Annotated in this window: 14 protein-coding genes; 10 read left to right on the top strand and 4 right to left on the bottom strand. The window is 57.0% G+C overall.

Annotated features, from left to right (window positions below; genetic code table 11):
• Positions 1-136: 136 nt before the first annotated feature.
• Positions 137-337 carry a hypothetical protein gene (locus ACAW74_RS12985; RefSeq protein WP_370698626.1) on the bottom strand — a complete coding sequence of 67 codons (201 nt, stop codon included), beginning with the start codon at positions 335-337 and terminating at the stop codon, positions 137-139.
• A 176-nt stretch (positions 338-513) separates the two neighbouring features.
• On the opposite strand from ACAW74_RS12985, the gene ACAW74_RS12980 reads away from it, so the two are divergent.
• Both ACAW74_RS12980 and ACAW74_RS12975 read left to right on the top strand, forming a co-directional pair.
• Positions 514-1062 carry an RNA polymerase sigma factor gene (locus tag ACAW74_RS12980; RefSeq protein ID WP_370698625.1) on the top strand — a complete coding sequence of 183 codons (549 nt, stop codon included), beginning with the start codon at positions 514-516 and terminating at the stop codon, positions 1060-1062.
• 71 nt (positions 1063-1133) lie between these two features.
• Positions 1134-1829, top strand: a complete 696-nt coding sequence (locus ACAW74_RS12975) for an anti-sigma factor (protein WP_370698624.1) — start codon at positions 1134-1136, stop codon at positions 1827-1829.
• Between the two features lie 10 nt (positions 1830-1839).
• Here the strand turns inward: ACAW74_RS12975 and ACAW74_RS12970 are convergent, their stop codons facing one another.
• Positions 1840-4620, bottom strand: a complete 2781-nt coding sequence (locus ACAW74_RS12970; protein WP_370698623.1) for a CHAT domain-containing tetratricopeptide repeat protein — start codon at positions 4618-4620, stop codon at positions 1840-1842.
• A gap of 115 nt (positions 4621-4735) precedes the next feature.
• Between ACAW74_RS12970 and ACAW74_RS12965 the strand changes: the two genes are divergently transcribed.
• The 7 genes from ACAW74_RS12965 (at position 4736) to ACAW74_RS12935 (ending at position 18031) form a co-directional block, all read left to right on the top strand.
• Complete coding sequence (locus tag ACAW74_RS12965) at positions 4736-5149, top strand: hypothetical protein (protein ID WP_370698622.1); 414 nt, start codon at positions 4736-4738, stop codon at positions 5147-5149.
• Positions 5150-5283: 134 nt separating this feature from the next.
• Positions 5284-7284 carry a caspase family protein gene (locus ACAW74_RS12960; protein WP_370698621.1) on the top strand — a complete coding sequence of 667 codons (2001 nt, stop codon included), beginning with the start codon at positions 5284-5286 and terminating at the stop codon, positions 7282-7284.
• 33 nt (positions 7285-7317) lie between these two features.
• A complete protein-coding gene (locus ACAW74_RS12955) occupies positions 7318-8886 on the top strand; it encodes a S1C family serine protease (protein ID WP_370698620.1) in 1569 nt (522 codons plus the stop codon).
• Between the two features lie 359 nt (positions 8887-9245).
• Positions 9246-11162: a caspase family protein gene (locus ACAW74_RS12950; RefSeq protein WP_370698619.1), complete on the top strand. Its 1917-nt coding sequence runs from the start codon at positions 9246-9248 to the stop codon at positions 11160-11162.
• A 56-nt stretch (positions 11163-11218) separates the two neighbouring features.
• The gene (locus ACAW74_RS12945; protein ID WP_370698618.1) at positions 11219-14686 is read left to right on the top strand and encodes a tetratricopeptide repeat protein; all 3468 of its coding nucleotides are present in this window, start codon (positions 11219-11221) and stop codon (positions 14684-14686) included.
• A gap of 48 nt (positions 14687-14734) precedes the next feature.
• Complete coding sequence (locus ACAW74_RS12940; protein ID WP_370698617.1) at positions 14735-17122, top strand: PEGA domain-containing protein; 2388 nt, start codon at positions 14735-14737, stop codon at positions 17120-17122.
• 12 nt (positions 17123-17134) lie between these two features.
• Complete coding sequence (locus tag ACAW74_RS12935; protein ID WP_370698616.1) at positions 17135-18031, top strand: hypothetical protein; 897 nt, start codon at positions 17135-17137, stop codon at positions 18029-18031.
• Positions 18032-18035: 4 nt separating this feature from the next.
• Here ACAW74_RS12935 and ACAW74_RS12930 read toward each other — a convergent pair whose 3' ends face one another.
• A complete protein-coding gene (locus tag ACAW74_RS12930) occupies positions 18036-19004 on the bottom strand; it encodes a hypothetical protein (RefSeq protein WP_370698615.1) in 969 nt (322 codons plus the stop codon).
• Positions 19005-19016: 12 nt separating this feature from the next.
• Complete coding sequence (locus ACAW74_RS12925; protein WP_370698614.1) at positions 19017-19886, bottom strand: hypothetical protein; 870 nt, start codon at positions 19884-19886, stop codon at positions 19017-19019.
• A gap of 73 nt (positions 19887-19959) precedes the next feature.
• Here ACAW74_RS12925 and ACAW74_RS12920 point away from each other — a divergent pair, with 73 nt between their 5' ends.
• Entirely contained in the window at positions 19960-20871 is a 912-nt protein-coding gene (locus ACAW74_RS12920; protein WP_370698613.1) for a caspase family protein, read from the top strand.
• Positions 20872-20988 lie beyond the last annotated feature (117 nt).

Raw genomic sequence — 20988 nt, 5'->3', positions numbered from 1 at the left:
GGTATGTGAAGTAAGCGTACCGATATATATTTCATGAAGACTACGAAAAGTAACGCCGCGCTACGAGAAACATAGCGCGGCGTTGGTATAATTGGCTATTTATGAACGCATACCCACTGGAAACAAGCTTTGAGAGTTAGCCGCCATTACCACCCGGTGGGCGGACAGGGGTCGTGGGTGGATCTTCGGCAACTGCTCCCTTCGGAAGGGTTGGGGCGGCTTTCGGTTTTACGGGTTCGACGGGGGGCGTTTCGCAGGCTGTTGCGACAATCATCAGCCCTGCGATTATCCCCGTCGCCAGCAGGGCCTTAGCCCCGGTCGACTTGTGCGTATTCATGGCGCAACAGGATTTGAGGTTGATGAAAACCGCCTTCGGGGACGTCCGCTAAAAGCTTTCGAAGTCCGTTTTCAAGAGTGTGTTGCGCCTGTTGGCCGGGTATCACAGGTTGCTTTAAAAAAAATGTTACTTTTTTTCTGGCCAGGGTATTCCTGCTAAAACACCGCCGCTCGCCCATGTCTGCTGATGAATTAGCTCTTTATGATGATTTGTGCTCAGATGATCGCCACCGGATCGAACGCGCCACGCGCCTGCTGACAAGGCAGGTAAAAGCACTGGCAACCAGAACCGTAACCGGCAATTCGGGCACGATCCATGACGTGGATGATCTCGTGCAGGATGTGGTATTGGCGGTGTGGCAGCAGATGCGAACGGGGCGCTTTCAGCCGCAGGCAGGCGTACCGCTGGGGGCGTACCTGCGGTCGGTGGTGTGGAACAACTGGCTGAAGGTGCTGCGGGAGCGCCGACAGCATGTTCCTGCCGAGATTGACGAGGGTAAACTGAACGACCTACTGGCGCCGACAACGCAGGATGACCCACGTATCGACCGGCTCGAGCGGGCTTTTCTGCGGCTGGGTGCCGCCTGCCAACGTGTGCTACGGCTTTTTTACTGGGAGGGTTACGCTATGGAAGAAATTGCCGAGCAGGTCGGCACGACCATCGACGCTACCAAGCAGCGTAAATACCGGTGTATGCTCACGCTGGGTACGTTGCTGGGCGAATGATCGACAGAATGTATCGTCCAGAAAACCTGTACCGTACCGACAGGCGTGCAGATGACAACGAAGAATGACCAATGAATCAACTCGAACAGTGGGAATGGATCGACGCCTACCATAGTGGCGCTCTTCCCGATCGCGAACGACAACGACTAGAAGAAAAAATGGTAACGGATGAGGCATTCCGGCGGGAAGCGACCGCGCTGGGCGCTGCCCGAACGGCGCTTCAGGAACTGGCCCTTACCGATCTGGTACGGCAAACCGTGCGGCAGGAGCTAGCCAGTGAGCAACGGCCCCGGTATCGCTGGCAAGGCTGGCGTTGGGTGGCTGCGGCCAGCCTGCTGCTGGTGCTGGGAATAAGTTACCTGACATTTAGCCGGGTCGACCTGGGTACGTATCGCAACGACCTGACCCTCACCGAGCGATACCGCCAGCTTCCCGATAATCAACCGGAAGAGGATGCGTTGACGGCGGCGCAGCGGGCTTTTTACCGGCAGTTTTTTGATGCGCAGGCCTATCTAGCTACGGGGCAACCCCGGCCGGCTATCGAGAAACTAGAGGCACTGGCTGCGGTGGAGGGCGTACGGCCTTATTTCCGGGACGCGGTCGCCTGGCATCTGCTCAACGCCTACCTGCTCGATCATCAACCCGACAACGCAGCGGCTACCTATCAGCGGCTGCTGCAACAATCGGCCTCGTCGTACCCCATCAGCCTAACCGACCGCTGGAAGGTGTGGTGGCAGATCCGCTGGCAGAAACTGGCAAGCGGGTAGGCAAAGTGAGTCAGGTACGTTGCTTCAACTGCCACCACCAGACGCCTATCCCTAGCACAACAGCCCCCGCCAACAGCCAGCTAACAGGAAATTTGGAGGCTGGCGGAAAAACCGGCTGGTGCTGCCCAATAAGAATCAGGTGCGCCCAGAAGTGGGGGGGCGTAAACGCGCCTCCGGCTGGCTGACTGTCCAGAAAGCGAATTTTGGCCCGTTGCAGCGCGACGTCGGAAGGTAAGCCCCGCTGAAGTTCTTCGTAGAAGAGCGTCGACAGGCGAGCGGTGGTGCCATCGTGGGCATTCCATAACGAGGCCACAGTTTGGGGGCAGCCAGCAGCGGCAAAGGCACGTGCCAGCCCTAGTAGCCCTTCGCCCGCCTGAAGCGGTCCGTTGCCACTCCGGCAGGCCGACAGCATCGTCAGCCGAACGTGCTGGAGCGGTAGGGTTTCGATTTCATGGGCATAGAGCCGGTGGTTGGCATCGGTCGGGTAAAAGGCTACAAACGACTCGTCGTAGTTTGTATGATTCGCTTCGGCGTGCGTGGCCAGGTGAATCAACTGGTGCGTAGTGTTTAAGGCCAGAAACTGGGCTTTGCTAGCATTGCCCCCGGTCGACTGCGTACCACCAACCGACCCGGCTTCGCGTTCGGAGCCCGGCAGGGGTGAATACTGTCCAAATGGGTTTCCGGGCGGAGTCGCCTGTGTAAACGGCGCCATACTCAGCAACAGCGGCGCGTCGGTAGCGCCGGGCCGCCGGGCCTGTACGAACCCCGCCGCCGAATACGCGTAGGTAATTGCCATGTGCCGGATCAGGTAGTCGTCGGGCCGGTTCGTTACGGCCAGTACCTCAAAGGGTAAATGGTGTAGCGGGCCATCACGCACAATCACTAGCCGCTCAATGTTCCGAAGGCTTGGCCAGACCGGTCGCAGCAGTTTGTCGAACAAGGCCTGTGCATCGGCCTGGCCCGCATACTGGAACGGGTCTGGGTTGCGGTAGACCTCGCGGCGGAAGCGCAGACAGAGCCGGGTGAGTTGCGTCCGGCTGATGGGTAGGCAACGTACCTGGGTACGGTGCTTGGTGGTTACGGTCAGCAGCAGCGAATCGGGGGTCAGGCTGTAGTGCAAAAAAGCCGTTTGTGTACCAAGTTGCTGTTGCAAGGTTGTGCTGGATACCTGATCGGTGGCCGTGGTCTGGCGAACAGGCAACATAGCCGGCACGGTCTGGCGTTGCAGCCGCCCCCAGGCCAGCTCGGCATCGACCAGTTCGGCCCGTAACTGGGGTAGCTGGCTGGCGTTGGGTTGATTGGCCAGCGCGTTTTTAGCTGCCGACAACCGGGCCTTCGCCTGTTGCCAGCCGACTCTGACCGCTGCTGGTAGCTGCTGCTCGCGCTGGCAACCGGCCAGCAATATCGCTGCACTGGCCTGCTCTTGTCGGGTACGTAGGGTTTGCAATTGTGCGGCGTCGGGCTGTTGTTGGTAACAGGCATAGGCTACGGCGAGGGCGTCTTCCAGCGCGGGCCGGAGTTTCGTCTGTATAAACAGGCGGGTAATGTCTGAGCCGTAGGTGGCCTGTAGGTGTGCACTCAGGGCCAGCGCCCGGTCGTAGGTCTGGTTGGCCAGCGACAAGTGGTTGGGCAGGCTGGTCGTCTGGTGCAGCAGTCGGGCTTTCCAGTAAAGACTTTCGGCCAGTTTAGGGCCATTCAGGAATTGCTGGACCGTCGGGTTGTCGGCCAGATTAGCCGCCCTAAACTCGACACTTACGGTTTGAATAGCCTGTTGAGCATAAGTGAGCGCCTGTTGGGCCGTTCCCCAGCGATTGTGCCAGTAGCTCAGGGCCATCTGATTCTGCCAGAGCAACACCCAGGCGTTACTGAGCGGCCGGGCCAGCGCCAGCGACTGAACAAAGGCTGTTCTAGCCGGGGCGGGCTGCTGACACAGCGTGTAGTAACGCCCTTTGGCCAGCGCCAGATAACTAGCCAGTTCGCGGCCCGCTTCGCCCGCCTGCCGGGCTAGCTGTTCGGTCTGACGAAGTAGGGGAAGCAGCGAATCGGGCTGTTGCCGTTGCAGTCGACAATCGATCAGGCCCAGCAGAAACCAGCCCCGGTTTAAGTCGCCGGGCCGGGTAATAACGGGGTAGGTACGTACCGCCTGCTGAAACAGCGAATCGGCTCGGTCGAGTTGACCGGTTTTCAGATAGAAATAGGCAAACTGGTTTTCGGCCACCGCTTTGTGCAGCTTGGTACCCGCCCGAGCCAGCAATCGTAGCTGCTTTTGAAAGAATTGAGCGGCCAGCCGGTAGTCGTGTTCTTCAAATAAATCAGTACCCCGATTGCCGTAATAAGCGGCTACATAGGTGGGCGTCTGGCGCTCGATGCCGGGGCGTCTGGCCAGGCACAGATCGGCCTGTTGCCAGCTTCGGTTGGCCGAGTCGGGCAGGTTCCGGCGGTGATACATCTCACCCAGACTCGCCCATAGTTTAAACTGGGTGCTGTCGGCTATTGGCCGAAGAGCAAGGCCCTTTTGGCAGGCGAGGGTGGCCTGCTGGTAATTATTATAGATGATATAATGAAGCGTGGCTTCGTCGACAAAGATGTTGGCTGCCAGGTCGAAGCGGCGTTGCGCGATAGCGAGTTGTTCGGCCTGCTGAAACAACCCGAGGGCCTGCTGAGGCTGCTCGGTATAAGCCGCGTTGGCCTGTCGCCAGAGGGCATCCGCCGACTGTGCCCATGTGCCTGTTTTTCCTAAAAAACAGAGTAACCAGCCGTTTACTACGATCACAATTTGCGCCTTTCTCATCTCACCGCAAAAAATACGAAAGAGCATGTTACTTTACTCGTAGTCAGGGAATATACGGGCAAACTCATTGCACAAACAGCGAATCTATTCACCTTTTCAACCAATGCACAAGTTCATGAAAAAGAACCTGCTTTTGCTGGTTTGTCTGCTCCTGACGCTGACGACCACTGTTTCCTTTGCTCAGACCAAAAAAGCTACCAAGAAGGTAGAGGTCGAGGGTAAAAAAGTAGCCCGGGCGCGGGGCGCGAACCCCAACATCAAGATGGATGAACCCACGGTAGACAAGCCCGTGCCTCAACCGGCCAAGAGCCGGGGGGCAGCCTGTTCGATTCACTTCGACAACCGGACGGGCCTGTATATCCGACTCTATGTCGACGGGAATTATAAAGGCACGATGGAACCCTGGGGCGATCGGTACGTGACCGTGGGCGATGGCTACACCACGATTTACTGTGTCTCGACGGGCGGCTCCCGTGAGTGGAATGCCTCGGGCGATTGCCGTGAGGCCTATGATTACACATTACGCTAACCAGTATTACGTCAGCTAAAGGGTACCTCAAGATACCAGTGTAGTGAGTAACGTGAGTGGGGAAGTCGGTCGGTGGCTGGCTTCTCCCTTTTTCATTAAAACCTAAATGAATAGTACTGTTAATTAACTGCCCTATGTTTCGCTTCGTCCTCCTCTTTCTACTTGGCCTCTCAGGTACGTTATACGCGCAGAAAAACCGCGCGCTTGTCGTTGCCATCGGCAACTACCCGCGCGAAACGGGCTGGGGTGTCATCGACGCCCAGAACGATGTGCCGCTCATTCAGCAGGTGCTGACTCGCCAGCAATTTGCCGACGTGACCTTGCTAACCGACCGGCAGGCCGACCGGGCAGGCATTATGCAGGCCTTCCGGGCGCTGATCGACCGCTGCCAGAAGGGTGACAACGTGCTGATTCATTTTTCGAGCCACGGCCAGCAGATTTCCGATCAGAACAACGACGAAGCGGATGGGTACGACGAAGCCATCGTTTGCTACGGGGCACCCAACCGCGCCGAGGGTGCTTTTGCCGATTACGACGGTAGCAAACACCTGCGCGACGACGAACTGGGGGCGCTCATCGACGAGCTTCGCCAGAAATTGGGGGCCGATGGCGACGTACTGTTGCTGGCCGATGCCTGCCACTCGGGCACCATCACCCGGGGCGGTGGCATCACCAAACACCGGGGTGGGGCACCTCTGAAAACCCGGCAGCATAGAGCACCCGCACAGGCTGCGAAACCGACGCCCTACAGTGTGTTCATCTACAAAAAAACGCCCAGCCAGACGGGTATAGCCCCATACGTGGCCATGTCGGCGGCCAATGCCAATGAACTCAACTACCAGTGCTTCGGGTCCGATGGCAAAGAGGTAGGGTCGCTGTCCTACGCGTTTAACCAGGCGATGCAGCAGGCGCGGGTGGGCGAGAGTTACCGCGACCTGTTTGCCCGGATTCAGTCGATTATGAAGCAGAAAGTGTCGGCGCAAACGCCGCAGATCGAGGGTGATCTCGACCGGCAGCTGTTTGGTGGAGCGGTGGTAGCGCAGGAGCCTTATCTGACGGTAAAAACCATTGGTGGCAACAACCGACAACTGACCCTTACGGCGGGTCAACTGGAAGGTGTGTTCGATTCGACACGGGTGGCTGTGTGCAGCAATGTAGCGCGCGATGCCAAAAGCAGCCCGGTGCTGGCCACGGGCGTGGTGGTCAGAACAACGCCGTACGCGGCTACTGTGCTGCTGGACAAAGCGCTGCCCGCGGGCAAAACCCCGGCCGACTACCGCGTTTTTGTGACCGAACGAAGCACCGGCGACCTGACAGTAGGTATCATTCTCGATAGCCTGACCGACAGGGCATTGCGGCAACGGGTGCAGGCTGAACTGGCCCAAAACCGCATGGCGCGTTTCACGGGGCAACCCGATCTGTACCTGAAAGCGAACCCACAGCAGGCCAACGCCCTGACGTTTTACCGGGCCACAGACGGCAGTCGGTTTGATGCCACCCCTGTTCCGGCCAATCAGCTGGCGCAGCTGTCGACACAGGTGCAGCGCTACCTGCAAAGCCAGTTTTTGCAGCGGACCAATTTTGCCGGCAATCCGTCGGTACAGTTCAGCGCTACGCTTGTACCCCTCCGGCGTGGGTTTCGGTCGGTAGCCGATACCACGAGCGCAGAGGTATACAGGCAGGGAGCGCTGCTGGGTTTTACGGCCTTTGCCGATACGGTGGTGCTGAAAGTTACCAACCTGGGCACGGTGCCGCTATATTATACCGTCATCGACATCATGCCCAATGGCGACGTGGCCGTGATGCTGCCCAACGCCTACCCCGACCGGCCTGAAAACTACATGGTGCCACCCGGCAAAACGGTGCTGTCGTACCGCTTCATCCGCTTTGAGCCGCCCTACGGCAAAGAAACCTTCAAGGTGTTTGCCACCACCGAACCGGTCGATCTGCGCCCGATCGTGGGACAGAGCCGCGGACCATCGAGCCGGTTTTCAAACCCACTCTCCCGTTTTTTCAACAGTACCAATAGCATGGCCCAGCAAGGCATGGGCACCCGGGGCGGCGGCACAGGTACGTTGCCCGACGATGCCAACATCGCCACCGTGAACTACGAATTCCTGATTTTGAAGAAATAACCGGTAGCCCATTGGGCCTACTCATCACCACCCATGCGCACAACCCTACAACTCACTTTACTGGCCCTGATAACCCTACCCCGGCTGGCTATGGGCCAATCGACACCCACTCAATCCGATGTACTGGAGCAGGCACTGGGCGGGGTAGTCACGGTCGCCATTTATCAGAACGACGAAAACGGAAGCCAACTGCTGGGCACGCGCGGCAGCAGCGAGAACCCCAACGCCGCCTATGCGCGCGCGCTCAACCTCTCGGGCGCGCGAGGGAGCGGATCCGGTTTTGTGGTCGAGCAGGGCGGCCAGAAATACGTCATCACCAACGCCCACGTCGTTGAGTCGGCGGCGGATGCGGCGGGCAGTATTGCCGTGTTTTCAATCAATCAGAAAAAGTACCCCGTGCGCGTGGTGGGTGGCGATGCCCTGTACGATTTTGCCGTACTGGCGTTCACCACGCCCCCCGGCCCTGAGTTGTCGGCGCTGGTGCTGCGCCCACAGCCGGCCCGGATCGGTGAGCGGGTATATGCCATTGGAAACCCGCAGGGCGAATATCCCTACACCGTTACCGACGGCATTGTGAGTGCCAAAAACCGGGCTCGTGGGGGCCTCACCGGCAAGTACGGGTTCCTGCAAACCACCGCCACCGTGATCTGGGGCAACAGCGGCGGCCCGCTGGTCGACGAGCGCGGGCAGGTACTAGGCATCAATTCGCAGATTGCCTTCGCCGATGCCCCCGATGGCTCGCAGATCTGGCTGTCGCAGATCAACTTCGCGCTGGAAACGCCCATTGTGCAGCGTCTGCTGACCGACGTGCTGACCAATGATGGGCTGGTGCGCCGGGCGTACCTAGGCCTCGAAATCTCGCAGCAAACCCGCACCGCACCCCGCGATAGCCGTCCCGATGGCCGTGAAGAACGTCCCCGTTCGCAAACCACCGACCCGGTGCTGTCGGCTATCCTGCCTGATTCGCCCGCCAAAGCTGCCCTGAGTGGGCGGGTGGGGCAGCGCATCGTGGCCGTCAATGGCGAAGAGGTACGTAGCGTGGAGGAAGTGCTGGGTACATTGGAGACCGTTCGGCCCGGCAGCACCGTCACGCTTACGTTCCAGCCCGAGGGGGGGGCAAATCAGGATGTAGCCATCCGGGCAGGTACGTTAAGCCCCGTCCAACTGGAGTCGATTGCGCGCTACGTGCTGGCTTCGACGCGCCTCTCGTTTACCGACGTACCTGGCGGCGGCCTGGCCGTGCAGATGACCCCCGACGAGAACACCTACGAGATGACCGACGATCGGAAATTTAAAAAGATACCGGCCAAATTTCTGGAGCAGAAAGAAGGCCGCGCCCCCGCCGACGCAAGTGCGACTACCAAAAGCAGTGCGGCGGCTGGTAACGTCCGGATTGTGGCGGCGGGGCTGCACAGCGAGCGGGGCAGCAAGCTCTGGCGGGTGAACAAGCTCAGCTACCTCGGCGCCGTGTGCCGCCTGATGGGCCTGACCGGCGTGGTCGATCTGGCCTTTGCCGACCCCACCGATGCGCAGAACGTCCGCTTCGCCCGTAAACTGCTCTCAGGGCAGGAGGGCGTCGTAAAAGCCTGTCTCTGGTACTGATTGAGACCGCCGTGTTTCCTTTGCTCGGGTTGTGCTAATCGGAGGGGGGAGAAGATCATACAACCTGCGGAGGTGGGCAGTATAGTACCGTTGCTAGTAGAAGCCTTATAATCATGCGCGATAGGGAAACTAGCCTGAGGCCGTCGCCGAGGTAAAACCCAATATACTGAACCGTACTTCTGGGCTGGCTTTGTGCTGGTCGAGTAGGTAAAATGTTCTTGAATTGCTTGCGGTTGAGTATAAAGATGTGGCTGCCAAGTAGCTCATCTGTTATCGGCAATTAAGTAGTAAGACAAACTCCCCACGGCCAGTTACCTGTTTCGTATCTCAAACTGTGCTAGCATACAACCGGAAACGCCTTGAAAGCAACCCTGACATTCCTGATCGGCTTATTCTTACCCCTGACCGTTGCGGCGGAATCGTGTCCTGTGGCTGCCACAACAACGCATCAACCACAGGGCGTTGGCTATCGTCTTGAACGTACCCCAGCCTGCCATGTTATTTCGGTTGGGATCAGCCAGTATCAGCTTGGGAAGACAAATCTTGGTTTCTCCAACGCGACCAATGACGCACGGGGCATGCTTGCCAGCATTCGGGAAGCCTACTGGCCGCGTAAACTGGCCGATTTGCGAAATAAGGTCGTTCCCCGGCGCAACGTATCGCTCACGGCTGAAGAACGGGCGACCTGGAATTACTACAAATCGTATGTGGCCTCCCCTAGGGATTCACTCGTGATCCTGGGCGCGGCTGATTCTCTACGGTTGGTGAGCCGGCGCGACTCCATCATGGCACGTTGGTTTTTTGCTCATACATTGCTCGACGAGCAGGCCACTGCCGATAATATCGTGAAGGCATTCGGCGAGGTTATCCGGCAGGCAGGCCCCGACGACACCTTTATTTTCGATTTTGCCGGCTATACAATTACGTCGCCCATCACCGACGAAACGCTGTTCGTTCCTTACTCCACGGCTCCCCTTTCTGATACCACCCAACTGCTGAAGGCGAGTATTCCACTCCGCAAACTGCGCGAGATGATGGAATACGTGAAAGCGCGCAACCAACTGGTTGTGATCGAAGCGAGTTATAGCGAACAGTTTGCAGCCGAACTGACTCAACTGCTCACCGAAACAGACCCCCGCAAAGCTGAGGTGCTCGACCGTAACCGAGTCATGGTTATCCCGAGTTTTGCCGGAGCCGACAACACATTCTGCCGGGATGGTACATACGCCAATGGTCCGCTGCATCACTTCCTGATCGCACTCCGACAAACGTCGTTGTTCGATCTGTTTACGAAACCTCGCGACGTAATGCTCGATGTGTGGCGGCAGGAGATGGACTGCTCACTTCGGACAACAGGAACTGCCGGGCCGTTTTATACGCAGTTCATCGTAGAACGCGACCTCATCAGGACAGCCCTGCGGTGGCAACAAAAACCTAAAACGCGGGGTGGAAAGGTCGGCGAAGGTGAACCCATGAAGCAGGCAAAACTGCCTCAAAGTCGCCATGCGATATTGATCGGAACGGATCGTTACCGGGCCGAAAAGGGTCTGAAAACACCCCTGAACGATGTGCGGGCCGTGGGGCAGATGCTGGTTGAGGATTATGGGTTCACAGTTCAGCGCCTCGAAAATCAACCCAAAGACAGCATCATGGCTGCGTTGGTGCAGGCGGTTCGTTCGCTCGACTCAACCAGTCAGTTACTTGTCTATGTGGCTGGTCATGGTAACTACGATCCCACCTTCGACGAGGGTTATCTGGTCTTCACCGATTCAAAACCAACGCGCCAGGACCCTTACCTGCAATCTTATCTACTGTTTGGGCAACTGGAAAACCTGTTGAATAACGCCCACTCCCGGCAGGTGATGCTCATGCTCGATGTCTGTTTTGGCGGTACGTTCGAACGGCGTATTTTGGAGAAGACCAGTGTACTCCGTTCGACAAAACCTGACGAGGCTACCGAAGCACAGCGACAAACCATCGACTATGCTACTCGCGTGCTACGCTACTACACGCGGCAGTTGATTACGTCAGGTGGAAAAAACGAAGTGCCTGATTTTCTGAACGGTGCTAGCAATTCGCCCTTCAACCAGCAGATTCAGCGCCTGCTATTAAGCCGGGGTGGTACGCAGCAATTCCTGACTGCCACTAACCTGTTTGCGGGTGTACAAAGCCTCAATTCAGGTCCACTCAGAAAAGGGTTTGGCCGTCATGAGCCACAGGGGGAGTTTGTTCTGCTACCGATTCAAAAGCAAGAAAATACGGAGCTATTCCGCTAGCTACTTAGCGCTGGCTCTACTGATCGCCACACTTGACCAGTAACACTCTGCTTCTTATGTCACGCACTTTACTGTCTTTTATTTGTCTGATGCTAGCCGTCAACGCGTGGTCGCAGCCGGGCGGGCGCGGAGGAAAAACGAATGCCTTTGTCCAAACCAATACCGCTGGCAGTGCCTATGGCGTCGTCGTGGGTATTTCGCAGTACCAGCATTTGCCTCCCCTACGATTTGCCGATCGTGACGCCCGCGTTTTTGCCGATTACCTGCTTCGTGTGGCCCACGTACCGCCCGCGCACCTTGAAGTCCTGATCGACAAGCAGGCGACGCTCGTCAACTTTACCGATGCGCTGACACAGGTACGTAAGGACGTACGCCCCGGCGACCGGGTGTACCTCTACTTTGCCGGTCACGGCGACATCGAAACCCGCACCGACAGTACCGACAACGCCATGCTCATGCTGGTGGGGGCTGCTCGCAAAGATTACAACGCGACTTTCGATAAATGCCACCTCCGCGACCTCAAACGATGGCTCGATGAACTGGCGGCGGCAGGTGCCGAGGTTATTTTCGTGGCCGATGCCTGCCGGTCGGGGGCGTTTGTGCTGGCGGGGGGGGCGTTGGGCCAAAGCCGAACCCTGCTGGGAATGGAACAGGAATGGGCCGGGCAGGTGAAATTGCTGGCCTGTGAACCGGGCGAACTGGCAATTGAAGGGCAAGAGTTTGGCGGTGGCCGGGGCCTGTTTTCCTACTGCCTCGTAGATGGGCTAATGGGCTTGGCCGACGGGGCGGGCGACAACGAGCGGGACGGCACTATCACCAAAGCCGAACTGGAAGCGTACCTGAAAGCAGTGGTTCGCAAAACAGCACGGCCACACGTGCAGAATCCACAGGTGCTGGGTGGCGAGGCCGAATTGCCGTTGGGAACATTCAACGCCGATTCGCTACAACGCTATCAGCAACACAAAAGCCGCGCTTTCACGCTGCTCACGGCCACCCAGACTAAAGGTCTTGATACTGATCTGCTCCAAGGACGGGACTCCACGACTCGCCGCCTCTATGGGCTGTTTGAGCAGGCAGTAGAGGCGCGTCGCCTGCTGCATCCGGCCAATCAATCGGCCTTACATTACCTACGCCAACTCCCGCCAAAGGGGAATACCAAGCTACTCGGCTTGATGAAGCGTAACCTCGTGGCCGCCCTTCAGCAACGTACCGACAATCTGCTACAACCTATGCTGACAGTCATCCGCGACGATGACGTACTCACGCCGGTCGCGCAGTTCGACTCGGCAATGGCTGAATTAGATGCCTCGATCGGTTTGCTGGAGCAGGATCATAACCTGCTGTCTAATCTGAAAGCGCGGCGTCTGTTTTTAGAGGGCAATAGGTTGCTGAAAACTGAACGCAGGCTGGCAAACACGAATGACAGCTTAAGCTTGCTGGCGCTGACCCGGTTTCGTCAGTCGGCCCGGCTCGAACCCAATATGGCTTATACATACTGGAAGCTGGCAGAAACCAGCTTTGTACTGCTTCAGGTCGATTCGGCGATGGCTTATCTGGAAAAGTGTCGCGAACTTCTGCCTAACAGTGTTGTCGTCTTGTATAAACTAAGCGAACACTACGCTGTCCGGCATCAGCTTGAGAAAGCCCGAAAAATGCTGGAGATGGCCCTGCGAATTGATCCTACTGACGTTGACATAAACCGCAAACTCGCCGAATTATATTATCAGGCGAAAAAGTCTGATCAGGGAAAACTTTACGTGCAAAAGGCGCTGGCAAGTATTGACAAACAATTTACCCGTCCTGACCAACAAGCTCAACGTCTATATGAAAAAGGATGTGTATTAGGCGAGACTGGGCAGCTCGATAAAGCCATTGCCTGCCTGCGCGAATCGATACGCATTGACTCGACCAACGGGGACGCTCTGCTAACGCTTGGACGATTTTATAATAAACAGCAAAACTGGGCGGCGGCTATCCGCACGTTTGAACGTATACTCAGGAAATACCCGGAGTTTAGCGTTGCTTACTCGGCATTAGCTGATGCTTACTTGAAGGAATATGATCAAACCCATGAACCGGGATTGTTGCAAAAAGCACAAGTGTGCGTTGATGAAAGCCTGATAAGGAACCCAGGTAATATACTGGCCTTGTTCGCCCAAAGTATCATCCTATTTAACCGGGAAAGATACATTGATGCCTTACCCTATATCCAGAAAGCCATTCTCGGCAACCCATCCATCGCAGAAGCCCATTTTATGCTGGGTGGCGTACTGGCGATGAAGGGCGATACGGTAGCGGCCCGCCTGAGTTTGCAACGAGCGGACTCATTAGGCTATCAAAGCGCTCATGCTAAACAGTTATGGGGGTTCTTGTCGGAAATGCGTAAAGACTTTCCATCTGCCGAGCGCTACTATCGTCAGGGGCTGGCACTCGACTCGACCAGTACCGATATTATGGCAGGGTTAGCCCGCTCAATGCTCAATCAGGAAAAGCGGGCTGAACTCGCCTTACCGATTTATCAGCGTCTGCAACGGCTACAGCCTGGCAATGAAACCTACTGGCTCTCACCGGGCTACATTTACATCTACCAGAAAAAATACGATGAAGCCCTGACGATGTTTCGGGAGGCCACGAGGGTGAGCCCTCAAAAGGGATATAATCAGATGCTGGTTGGGCAAACGTACCTGTTTCTTAAACAATATCAACCCGCCGCTGAGTCGTTCGAAAAAGCGTTTCGGCTCGACAGTACCAACGCCGACTATGCCATCCGAGCCGCCCGGATTTATAACGACAACTTGAACCAGCCCGACCGGTTGTTTGCGTTGGCCCGTCGGGTGGTGCTGCTCGACTCGGCGGTGTTTGTACGCGCACAATCCAAAGAACGACAACGACGGTTTGTAGATGCCGTGGTGATGCTGTATCTCGCCGCCCGGCAACCAGCCCAGCATGAGGAGGCGATTTACTGGCAGAAGCGAATACTGGCGGTCTGGCCAAACAACGGCTATGCCAGCGAATATTGCTACCAGATTGGCAATAGCTATGTGGTGCTAAATCGCTTTGCCGAAGCGGCAACCTACCTGCGAGATGCAATTCGGTACAAACCCACCGAGGTCAAGTACCGTAACTTATTGGCGACGGCGTTGATCCGCGATAATAAACCCGCCGAGGCCGAGGTGGAAGCCCGCCGCGCCATTCGACTCGATTCGTCTAACCTCAGTGTCAACTTCAACCTCGCTGTTGCTGTTCTGCGTCAGGGTCGCTATGCCGAGGCTTGGCAAGCTATTCAGCACGTGGCGCGTATTGCCCCGGCCGATTCGTGGGAAGCTCCCTACCTCTCTGCTCGCTGGTATGCTCGCCAAGGAAACGCTACTGAAGCACTGGCCCACCTGGAGACTGCCTTGACGCGTGGTTTGGGTAACATTGACCCGACAGGCTTTCAAACTAATTCCGACTTTGATCCAATTCGACAGATTGAAGGATACATTCGGCTAATGCATCAGTATTTTCCGCTACTGAAAAAGTAAGTAAACTACAGCGAATTTTGCATTTCCGTAAATCCACACTCGCTACCCATGAATCGACTGCTACTCACTTGTTTAGTTGTTGCTTTTGCCCGTTTTGTATCCGTAGCGCAGACCGAGCAGCGTGGCGCGAAAATAGGTAATCTACCGGCAGATACGACACAATATAGCCTTGCCTACGCTCAGAAGTATGCCCTGCTGATCGGCATTGACAATTACGAAGCAAAATCGGGCTTTCCGGCACTGCGGTATGCCGCCGCCGATGCCTCGGCCCTGGCGCAGGTGCTGATCACCCGTCTGGGGTATCCGCGTAAGAATGTACGGCTGCTGCTCAACGGAGCCGCCACCCGTCGCAACATTCAGAACGCGCTGGAGGCCTTCACCCGCGACGATATGGTCGAAAATAGTCAGTTGCTGGTGTTCTTCGCGGGACATGGCTCCACCACGGGGCGCAGTGGCAACCGGCGACGCGGTTTTCTGGTACCTGCCGACGGCAACGATGCCGAACTGAATGCCTCGGCCATTGCGATGGACGAATTGCGCCAGCAGGCCGAGTTCCTGCGGCCCAAGCACACACTTTTTCTGGTCGATGCCTGCTATGGCGGGCTGGCGCAAAGTCGGGCGGGTATACCCACGCTGGCTTTTCTGCGTAACGTCTGGAATCAGCGCTGCCGCGAGATCATCACGGCGGGTAGCGCCGACGAAACCGTGCTCGAGTCGGGCGAGTGGCAGCACAGTGCGTTTACGAAAGTGCTACTCGACGCCATCGACCGGGGCGAAGCCGACACCAACGGCGACGACGTGATTGTGGCCAATGAACTGTTTGGGTACGTTCAGCAACGAGTGCCCTATTATGCCCAGCAGAAAGGCGGCAAACAGACGCCGCAGTTCAGCACCCTGACCCCCGAGACCGGCACATTCCTGCTCGAACTGCGGCCGGGAGCGCTATTGCGGGGCCGAAACCAGAACTTCGTACCCACCGATACCGACATCAGCCGGAAACTTAGCAGCCGCCTTGTCGTGACGGCCAACGTACCTACGGCGTCGGTACGCGTCAATGATCAGGAGGTAGGCTACCTCAGCGATGGCCGGTTTACCTATTCGCTGGCACCGGGGTATTACCGCGTTGAGGTCAGCAAGGATAAATATGACGTTGAACGCCGCGAGATCGAAGTACGACCCGATACAACCCTGAACTTGTCGGTTGCGCTGACCCAGCGCGTGTTTGACGTGCAGGTACGTACCGACCCGGCCGACGCGCTGGTGTGGATCGACAACCGGCTGCTTGGTCGCGGTGACCAGACTATCTCGCTCGAAAAAGGGCGACATGCGCTATCGGTGCAGAAGGAGGGCTTCCTGCCAGACAACCGCGTGCTCGACCTGCTCAACGAGACAACCATCCCCGCCCGGCTGTCTCCAGTCCGGGCAGCGGTAGAGGTGCTGTCGGTGCCTGCGGGGGCCACGGTCATGGTCGATAGTGTGGTGGTGGGGCGCACACCCGCCTCTTTTTCGCTAGCCTATGGTCCTCATCTGGTGCGGGTGCAGCAACTTGATTACCTCACCAAAGACATTCCACTGGATATCAGAGAACCCACTCGTGTTTCGCAGGCCATCACGTTGGCCGAAGACCCCAATGGCCGACTAATGCGAAAGCGCATCCAGGATCAGCTCAACCGACGGATGGCGGCTAATTTCGGGCTTTCAGCTATTAGCCTGCTTGGATACGTGTATCTGAACAAACTAGCGGCCGACAACCGAGCCGAGAGTACGTTTCTGACCCAAACCGCCGATCGCCAGAAACGGGGGAGTTGGCAAGTCGGTAAGCATGTTGCACTGGCCGCAGGTACGTTGGAACTGATTGCCGGTTTGCTCAACGTGCGAAAGATGGTGCGCTTCCAGCAGGGGCGGCTGTTGGTCCGCGACCTAGATGATGCCTCGTCGGAACTGCGCCCCTACCGCTGGGGGCTGGTGACCGAGGCCTACAGCTACGGCCAGTTTATGTATGACCAATTCGGGATTGGTGGCTACTACGGCGCGGTCACGTATCAGGCCCTGCCCACCGCCACCCTTGGCCTTGGTTATGATTACTCGTTCTTCACGCACGGACCCACGGTCGACCTGCGCCAGGAGGTTACGACCATGCGGTTGCGGCCCCTGCTGCTGGCCACTATTGGCTACGCCATGAATGGCACCCGGCAGACTGTTACCTCCACGCTGGGCATTCAGGAACAGGTGCAGGCCAAACCTGGCCTCACGTATCGCCTCGGGGTAGGACTACGTTCACATTTCTTCGCCCGCTGGAATGTGGGCCTGAACGCCGGGCTCTTCTACAAAAACGAACCGGGCGTTTCTGTCAGCGAAACGCGCTCGGGGTCTATCAAGCTGGATGCCTACGAGAACGTGGGATCACTCTGTTTTTTACTGGGCCTTTCTTTCTGACCACCGTTCACTATGAAACTCCTCGTACAAATCGCCATTGGGTGTTTGATGCTGTTCCTGATCGGATGCCTGCAACAAGAATTGACCCCTACACCTGACCAGAACACCCGCAGTTGTTTGATCCGACAGGTCGATAGCTACGATGTGCAGGGCGGCAACTGGTCGCTTCGGTCGCAGGTCTTCGACTACAACAAGGCGGGCGATCCGATCCGGCAAACGTTTATCGACAGCAAGCGGAACATCACCAAGATCATTACAATTGAGTATGATGGCCTACGCCCGACGCGCATCAACCAGTATGAAGGTGAGGCCGAGACGCCTGCCAATCTGACGATGTATAAAACGCTGGTGATCAGTGCAAACTACGACGTGATCATTGACCATACCTTCGAGCGGCGGGATAACAATCAATACGCCGAGACGGTCACGCTGGCGAAACAGTTTTTCCGAAACCAGGCAGGAGCACTGAAGCTGAGACGGACCGATTTTGTCACGCCAGCCGCCACGCCTGACAGTATTGGCACCCGCCTGGGTACGTATTGGCGCAATGAATACGACGCGAAGAATGAAAATGTCGTGCAGCGTTTCTTCAAACAGGCCGATTGGGCGCAGGAACAGGTGCAGTATACGCAGGGGGGCTTCGACATGAATGGCCGCAGCCCCTGGAATGCCAGCCTCTGGCTAGCCTACACGCGCAGCTTAGGCCCCGATTTCCGGACAGGTGAGGGGTTCTGGAGTGAAAACAATATTGCCCTCCAGGCGGGCGGTACGGGCCAGACCACGTTCTTCTACAACTATGAGATCAACAGCGCTGGTTTTCCCTGCGTGGGCTATGTTAAGCGAGCAGATAATGTGGTTGAACCGGGGCAGTCCTATTATTACTATTACAATTGCCCCTGCTCACGATAAGGCGCTAACGCTGTGTGTACAGCTGACTGGCTTGTTCGGGCAGGCCGCGCCGGGCGAGAAAAAGCGCCAGACCGTCGCGGTAGAGGGTATTCTTTGGCGAAAGACGGTGTGCTTGAAGGTAGGCGCGGTGCGCTTCCGGAAAGAAGTGGTTGCGCTCGTAGAGGGCGGCGCTCAGGAAAGCCGATAAGGCAGCATCGGAGCCGAGTTGAGCCATTAGCTGCGCGGCTTCAGTTTCTACCTGCCTAAAAGCTTCGGTCTTGGCCAGGGTGAAGGTATAGCGGGCGCAGTTAGGCGTTCCTTTCGGAAACACGGACCAGTAGTAGACGACACCACGCTCCAGAAACGGTTTGTTGGGCACAACGAGCAGCGTAGTGTCAGCAACATCGATTTGATACAGCAGGTTGGCCTTTTCGTCGTAGTTATCGTAAAAAGCGAGCGTGTAGAGAGCCGTTTGCGAGGCGCGTTTCCAGCTAAACCGAATGGCCGAATCACCGGCAATAGCCGCGTCGTAATCCGGGCTAAGCATCAGCGGCGTGGTACAGCCATCGCCTCGGCTGCGGCGCCCTTTCCGCCCCACCAGGTCTGAGGCGTAGGCCTCTACTTCCACCGCGGCGTTGGTAAGGGCCTGCCAGAACGTAGCGAAATAGGTGTTCATGGCTCGGGCAACTTCGTCGGTGGCGGGTTGGCGAATCCAGTCGGCCAGGCGGGCAATACCTGCCTGATGACGAAGTGTGATGGGTGTAGCTCCGTCGGAAGCGAGTACCAGAATCGCGTCTTTGCTCAGTTTGGCTTCGTAGGTCGATTGTAGCTTCAGCCGACTGATCGGTCCCGCCAGCACCTGCCATGGTTCGCGGGCCGAGGCGCGATACTGGATAGGTCCGTCGGCGTACAGAACCGTCAATAAAGTGGGGGTAGCCTGCGCTATTCCCCACAGCGGGCCGATACTGAGCAGCAACGCAACGAGGTGCTTCATGGTGGGTAGTGGTTACTGTTGCAAGTTGGTGTAGAAGACCCTGGCATTACCCTTGAGCGAGTTGATTTCCTGCAACAGCCCTTCTGTCTTGTTTTCAATATCGTACTGAATGCGTTTGATCAGTTCGTTGCGATCGCGCGGTTTCAGTTGCCCACTGGCTACGTCGCTCATCCGCTTCAAAACAGAATTGAGCGGTAGCAGAAACGTGCGGTGTAGCTGATCCAGCGATCGGTTAAAGAACAGGTCGGCATCGGCATTGAGCTTTTCGCTACCCCATAAACTGCGAATTTGCTGCCGGAAGGGTTCTTTGTTGGCCAGCAGTTTTTCGTAAGCTGCATTGACACGGTCGATCTCATGGTTCAGTTTCTCGAAGTCGGCCCGGCTCTCGAAGGCCCGTTGTCCGAAAAGCGTGAAGGCCGTAATCTCGTTATAGACCAGTTCCAGGTACGTGTCGGTCTGCGACGTGAGGTCGTTGTACAACTGCGCTTTCCGGTCGGCCAGCGATAGGGCTGGCCGCATGCTTTCGCTGCTGTTGTCGCCCCGGCTAGTGGTCGCTGCCCGTTCGATCAACACGGCCGTTAGTGTAAACGTAATGTTGTCGCCCACCAGCTCGGGGGTGTCGTCGAGGGTGTGCCAGATAATCTGCCGGTTGGTGCCGCCCCGTACCTGTCCCAGCCCGTTGCCCTCGGTGTGTTGCAGCGGAATCGTTTGTGAACCGTTCTGGCAAACGGCTTTTACCAGAAACTGCTGACTCGGCAACGTACCTGTCAGGTCATAGGTCAGCATAATGTCGTTACCGAACGGTTCGTGGCGGATGTTTTGAATGACTTGGGCTGTCACTACCGTTGGCAAAAGAAGCAGGCCGATCAGGCGAACTACCATATAATAAATTGGGAAGAGACGTATTCGGGACGAAAGTATCCAAATAGCTACATTCCAGTCTATTAGTCAATATATGGGATTTATTTATCACAAGCGTCGGTTAGTGTTTACGCTTCTTTTTGGGCTGATTTTAGTAAACGGTGGACGGCTACAGGCCCAAACAGTGCAGGGGACCAGTGCACCGGGGCGATACGCTATCCGCAGCACGAACCAGACTACCCGAACTGATTATGCGTTGCTGATTGCCAACGATACGTATGCCGACCCGGCCTACACGAAATTGGTCAACCCGGTCTACGATGCCCAGCAGATCGAGGCCGTGTTACGCGAGCGGTTTGGTTTCCAGACCACCCTGCTCACCACGGCCAATCGCGACAGCTGCCTGCGCCAGTTGCGCCGCCTCGCCAACCGCACCTTCGGCCCCAACGACCAGTTGTTTGTCTACGTAGCGGGGCATGGCGATTTCGACCCGGTATTCAGGCAGGGGTACGTGGTGTTGCGCGACGCCCGGAAAAGCGACGAAACCTACGCCCAACACCTGTCATTCCCAGATTTACAGAATATTCTGGGCAACCTGCGCTGCCGTCACGTGCTGCTGACGCTCGACGTGTGTTACGGTGGCACCTTCGACAACTACTTTGCTACGCAGGATCTGGCGGCGTTTCGGGGCGATAGTCTGAGTCGGGGCGGCCGGGTTGCCGATGCCGCTAGCCCAACCGCGTTCATTTACGAAAAGTTGAAACCCGCCACGCGCCTGTACCTGTCGTCGGGTGGGAAAGAAGTCGTTGCTGATGGGCAGCGGGGGCAACACTCGCCTTTTGCAAAGCATTTGCTGGCCAAGCTCGAAGAAGCCGCGCAAAGCCAGTATAAGGTGTTGACGGTTAGTGAATTGAAGGTGTACCTGGAAAAGCAGAACCTGCGGGTAAAAATGGGCCCGTTCCCGCCCAATGAATCGAACAGTGATTTTCTGTTCATTGCCAGATAGACCACGCCGCCTAAAATACTGACTAGCCAGTATGGCGGCGTAGCCGGCTGGGCCGCAACTTCTATCTTGGTTAAAGAGCACCGGTAGCGAAAGCCTGTTCTGTAGGGTTTCGTTGTT

Origin of the sequence: Fibrella musci (assembly GCF_041321105.1) — a bacterium.
In the GTDB taxonomy this organism is placed as follows: Bacteria; Bacteroidota; Bacteroidia; order Cytophagales; family Spirosomataceae; genus Fibrella; species Fibrella musci.
Note: the sequence above shows the minus strand (reverse complement) of the source record. Positions and strands in the feature narration are given on the sequence as shown.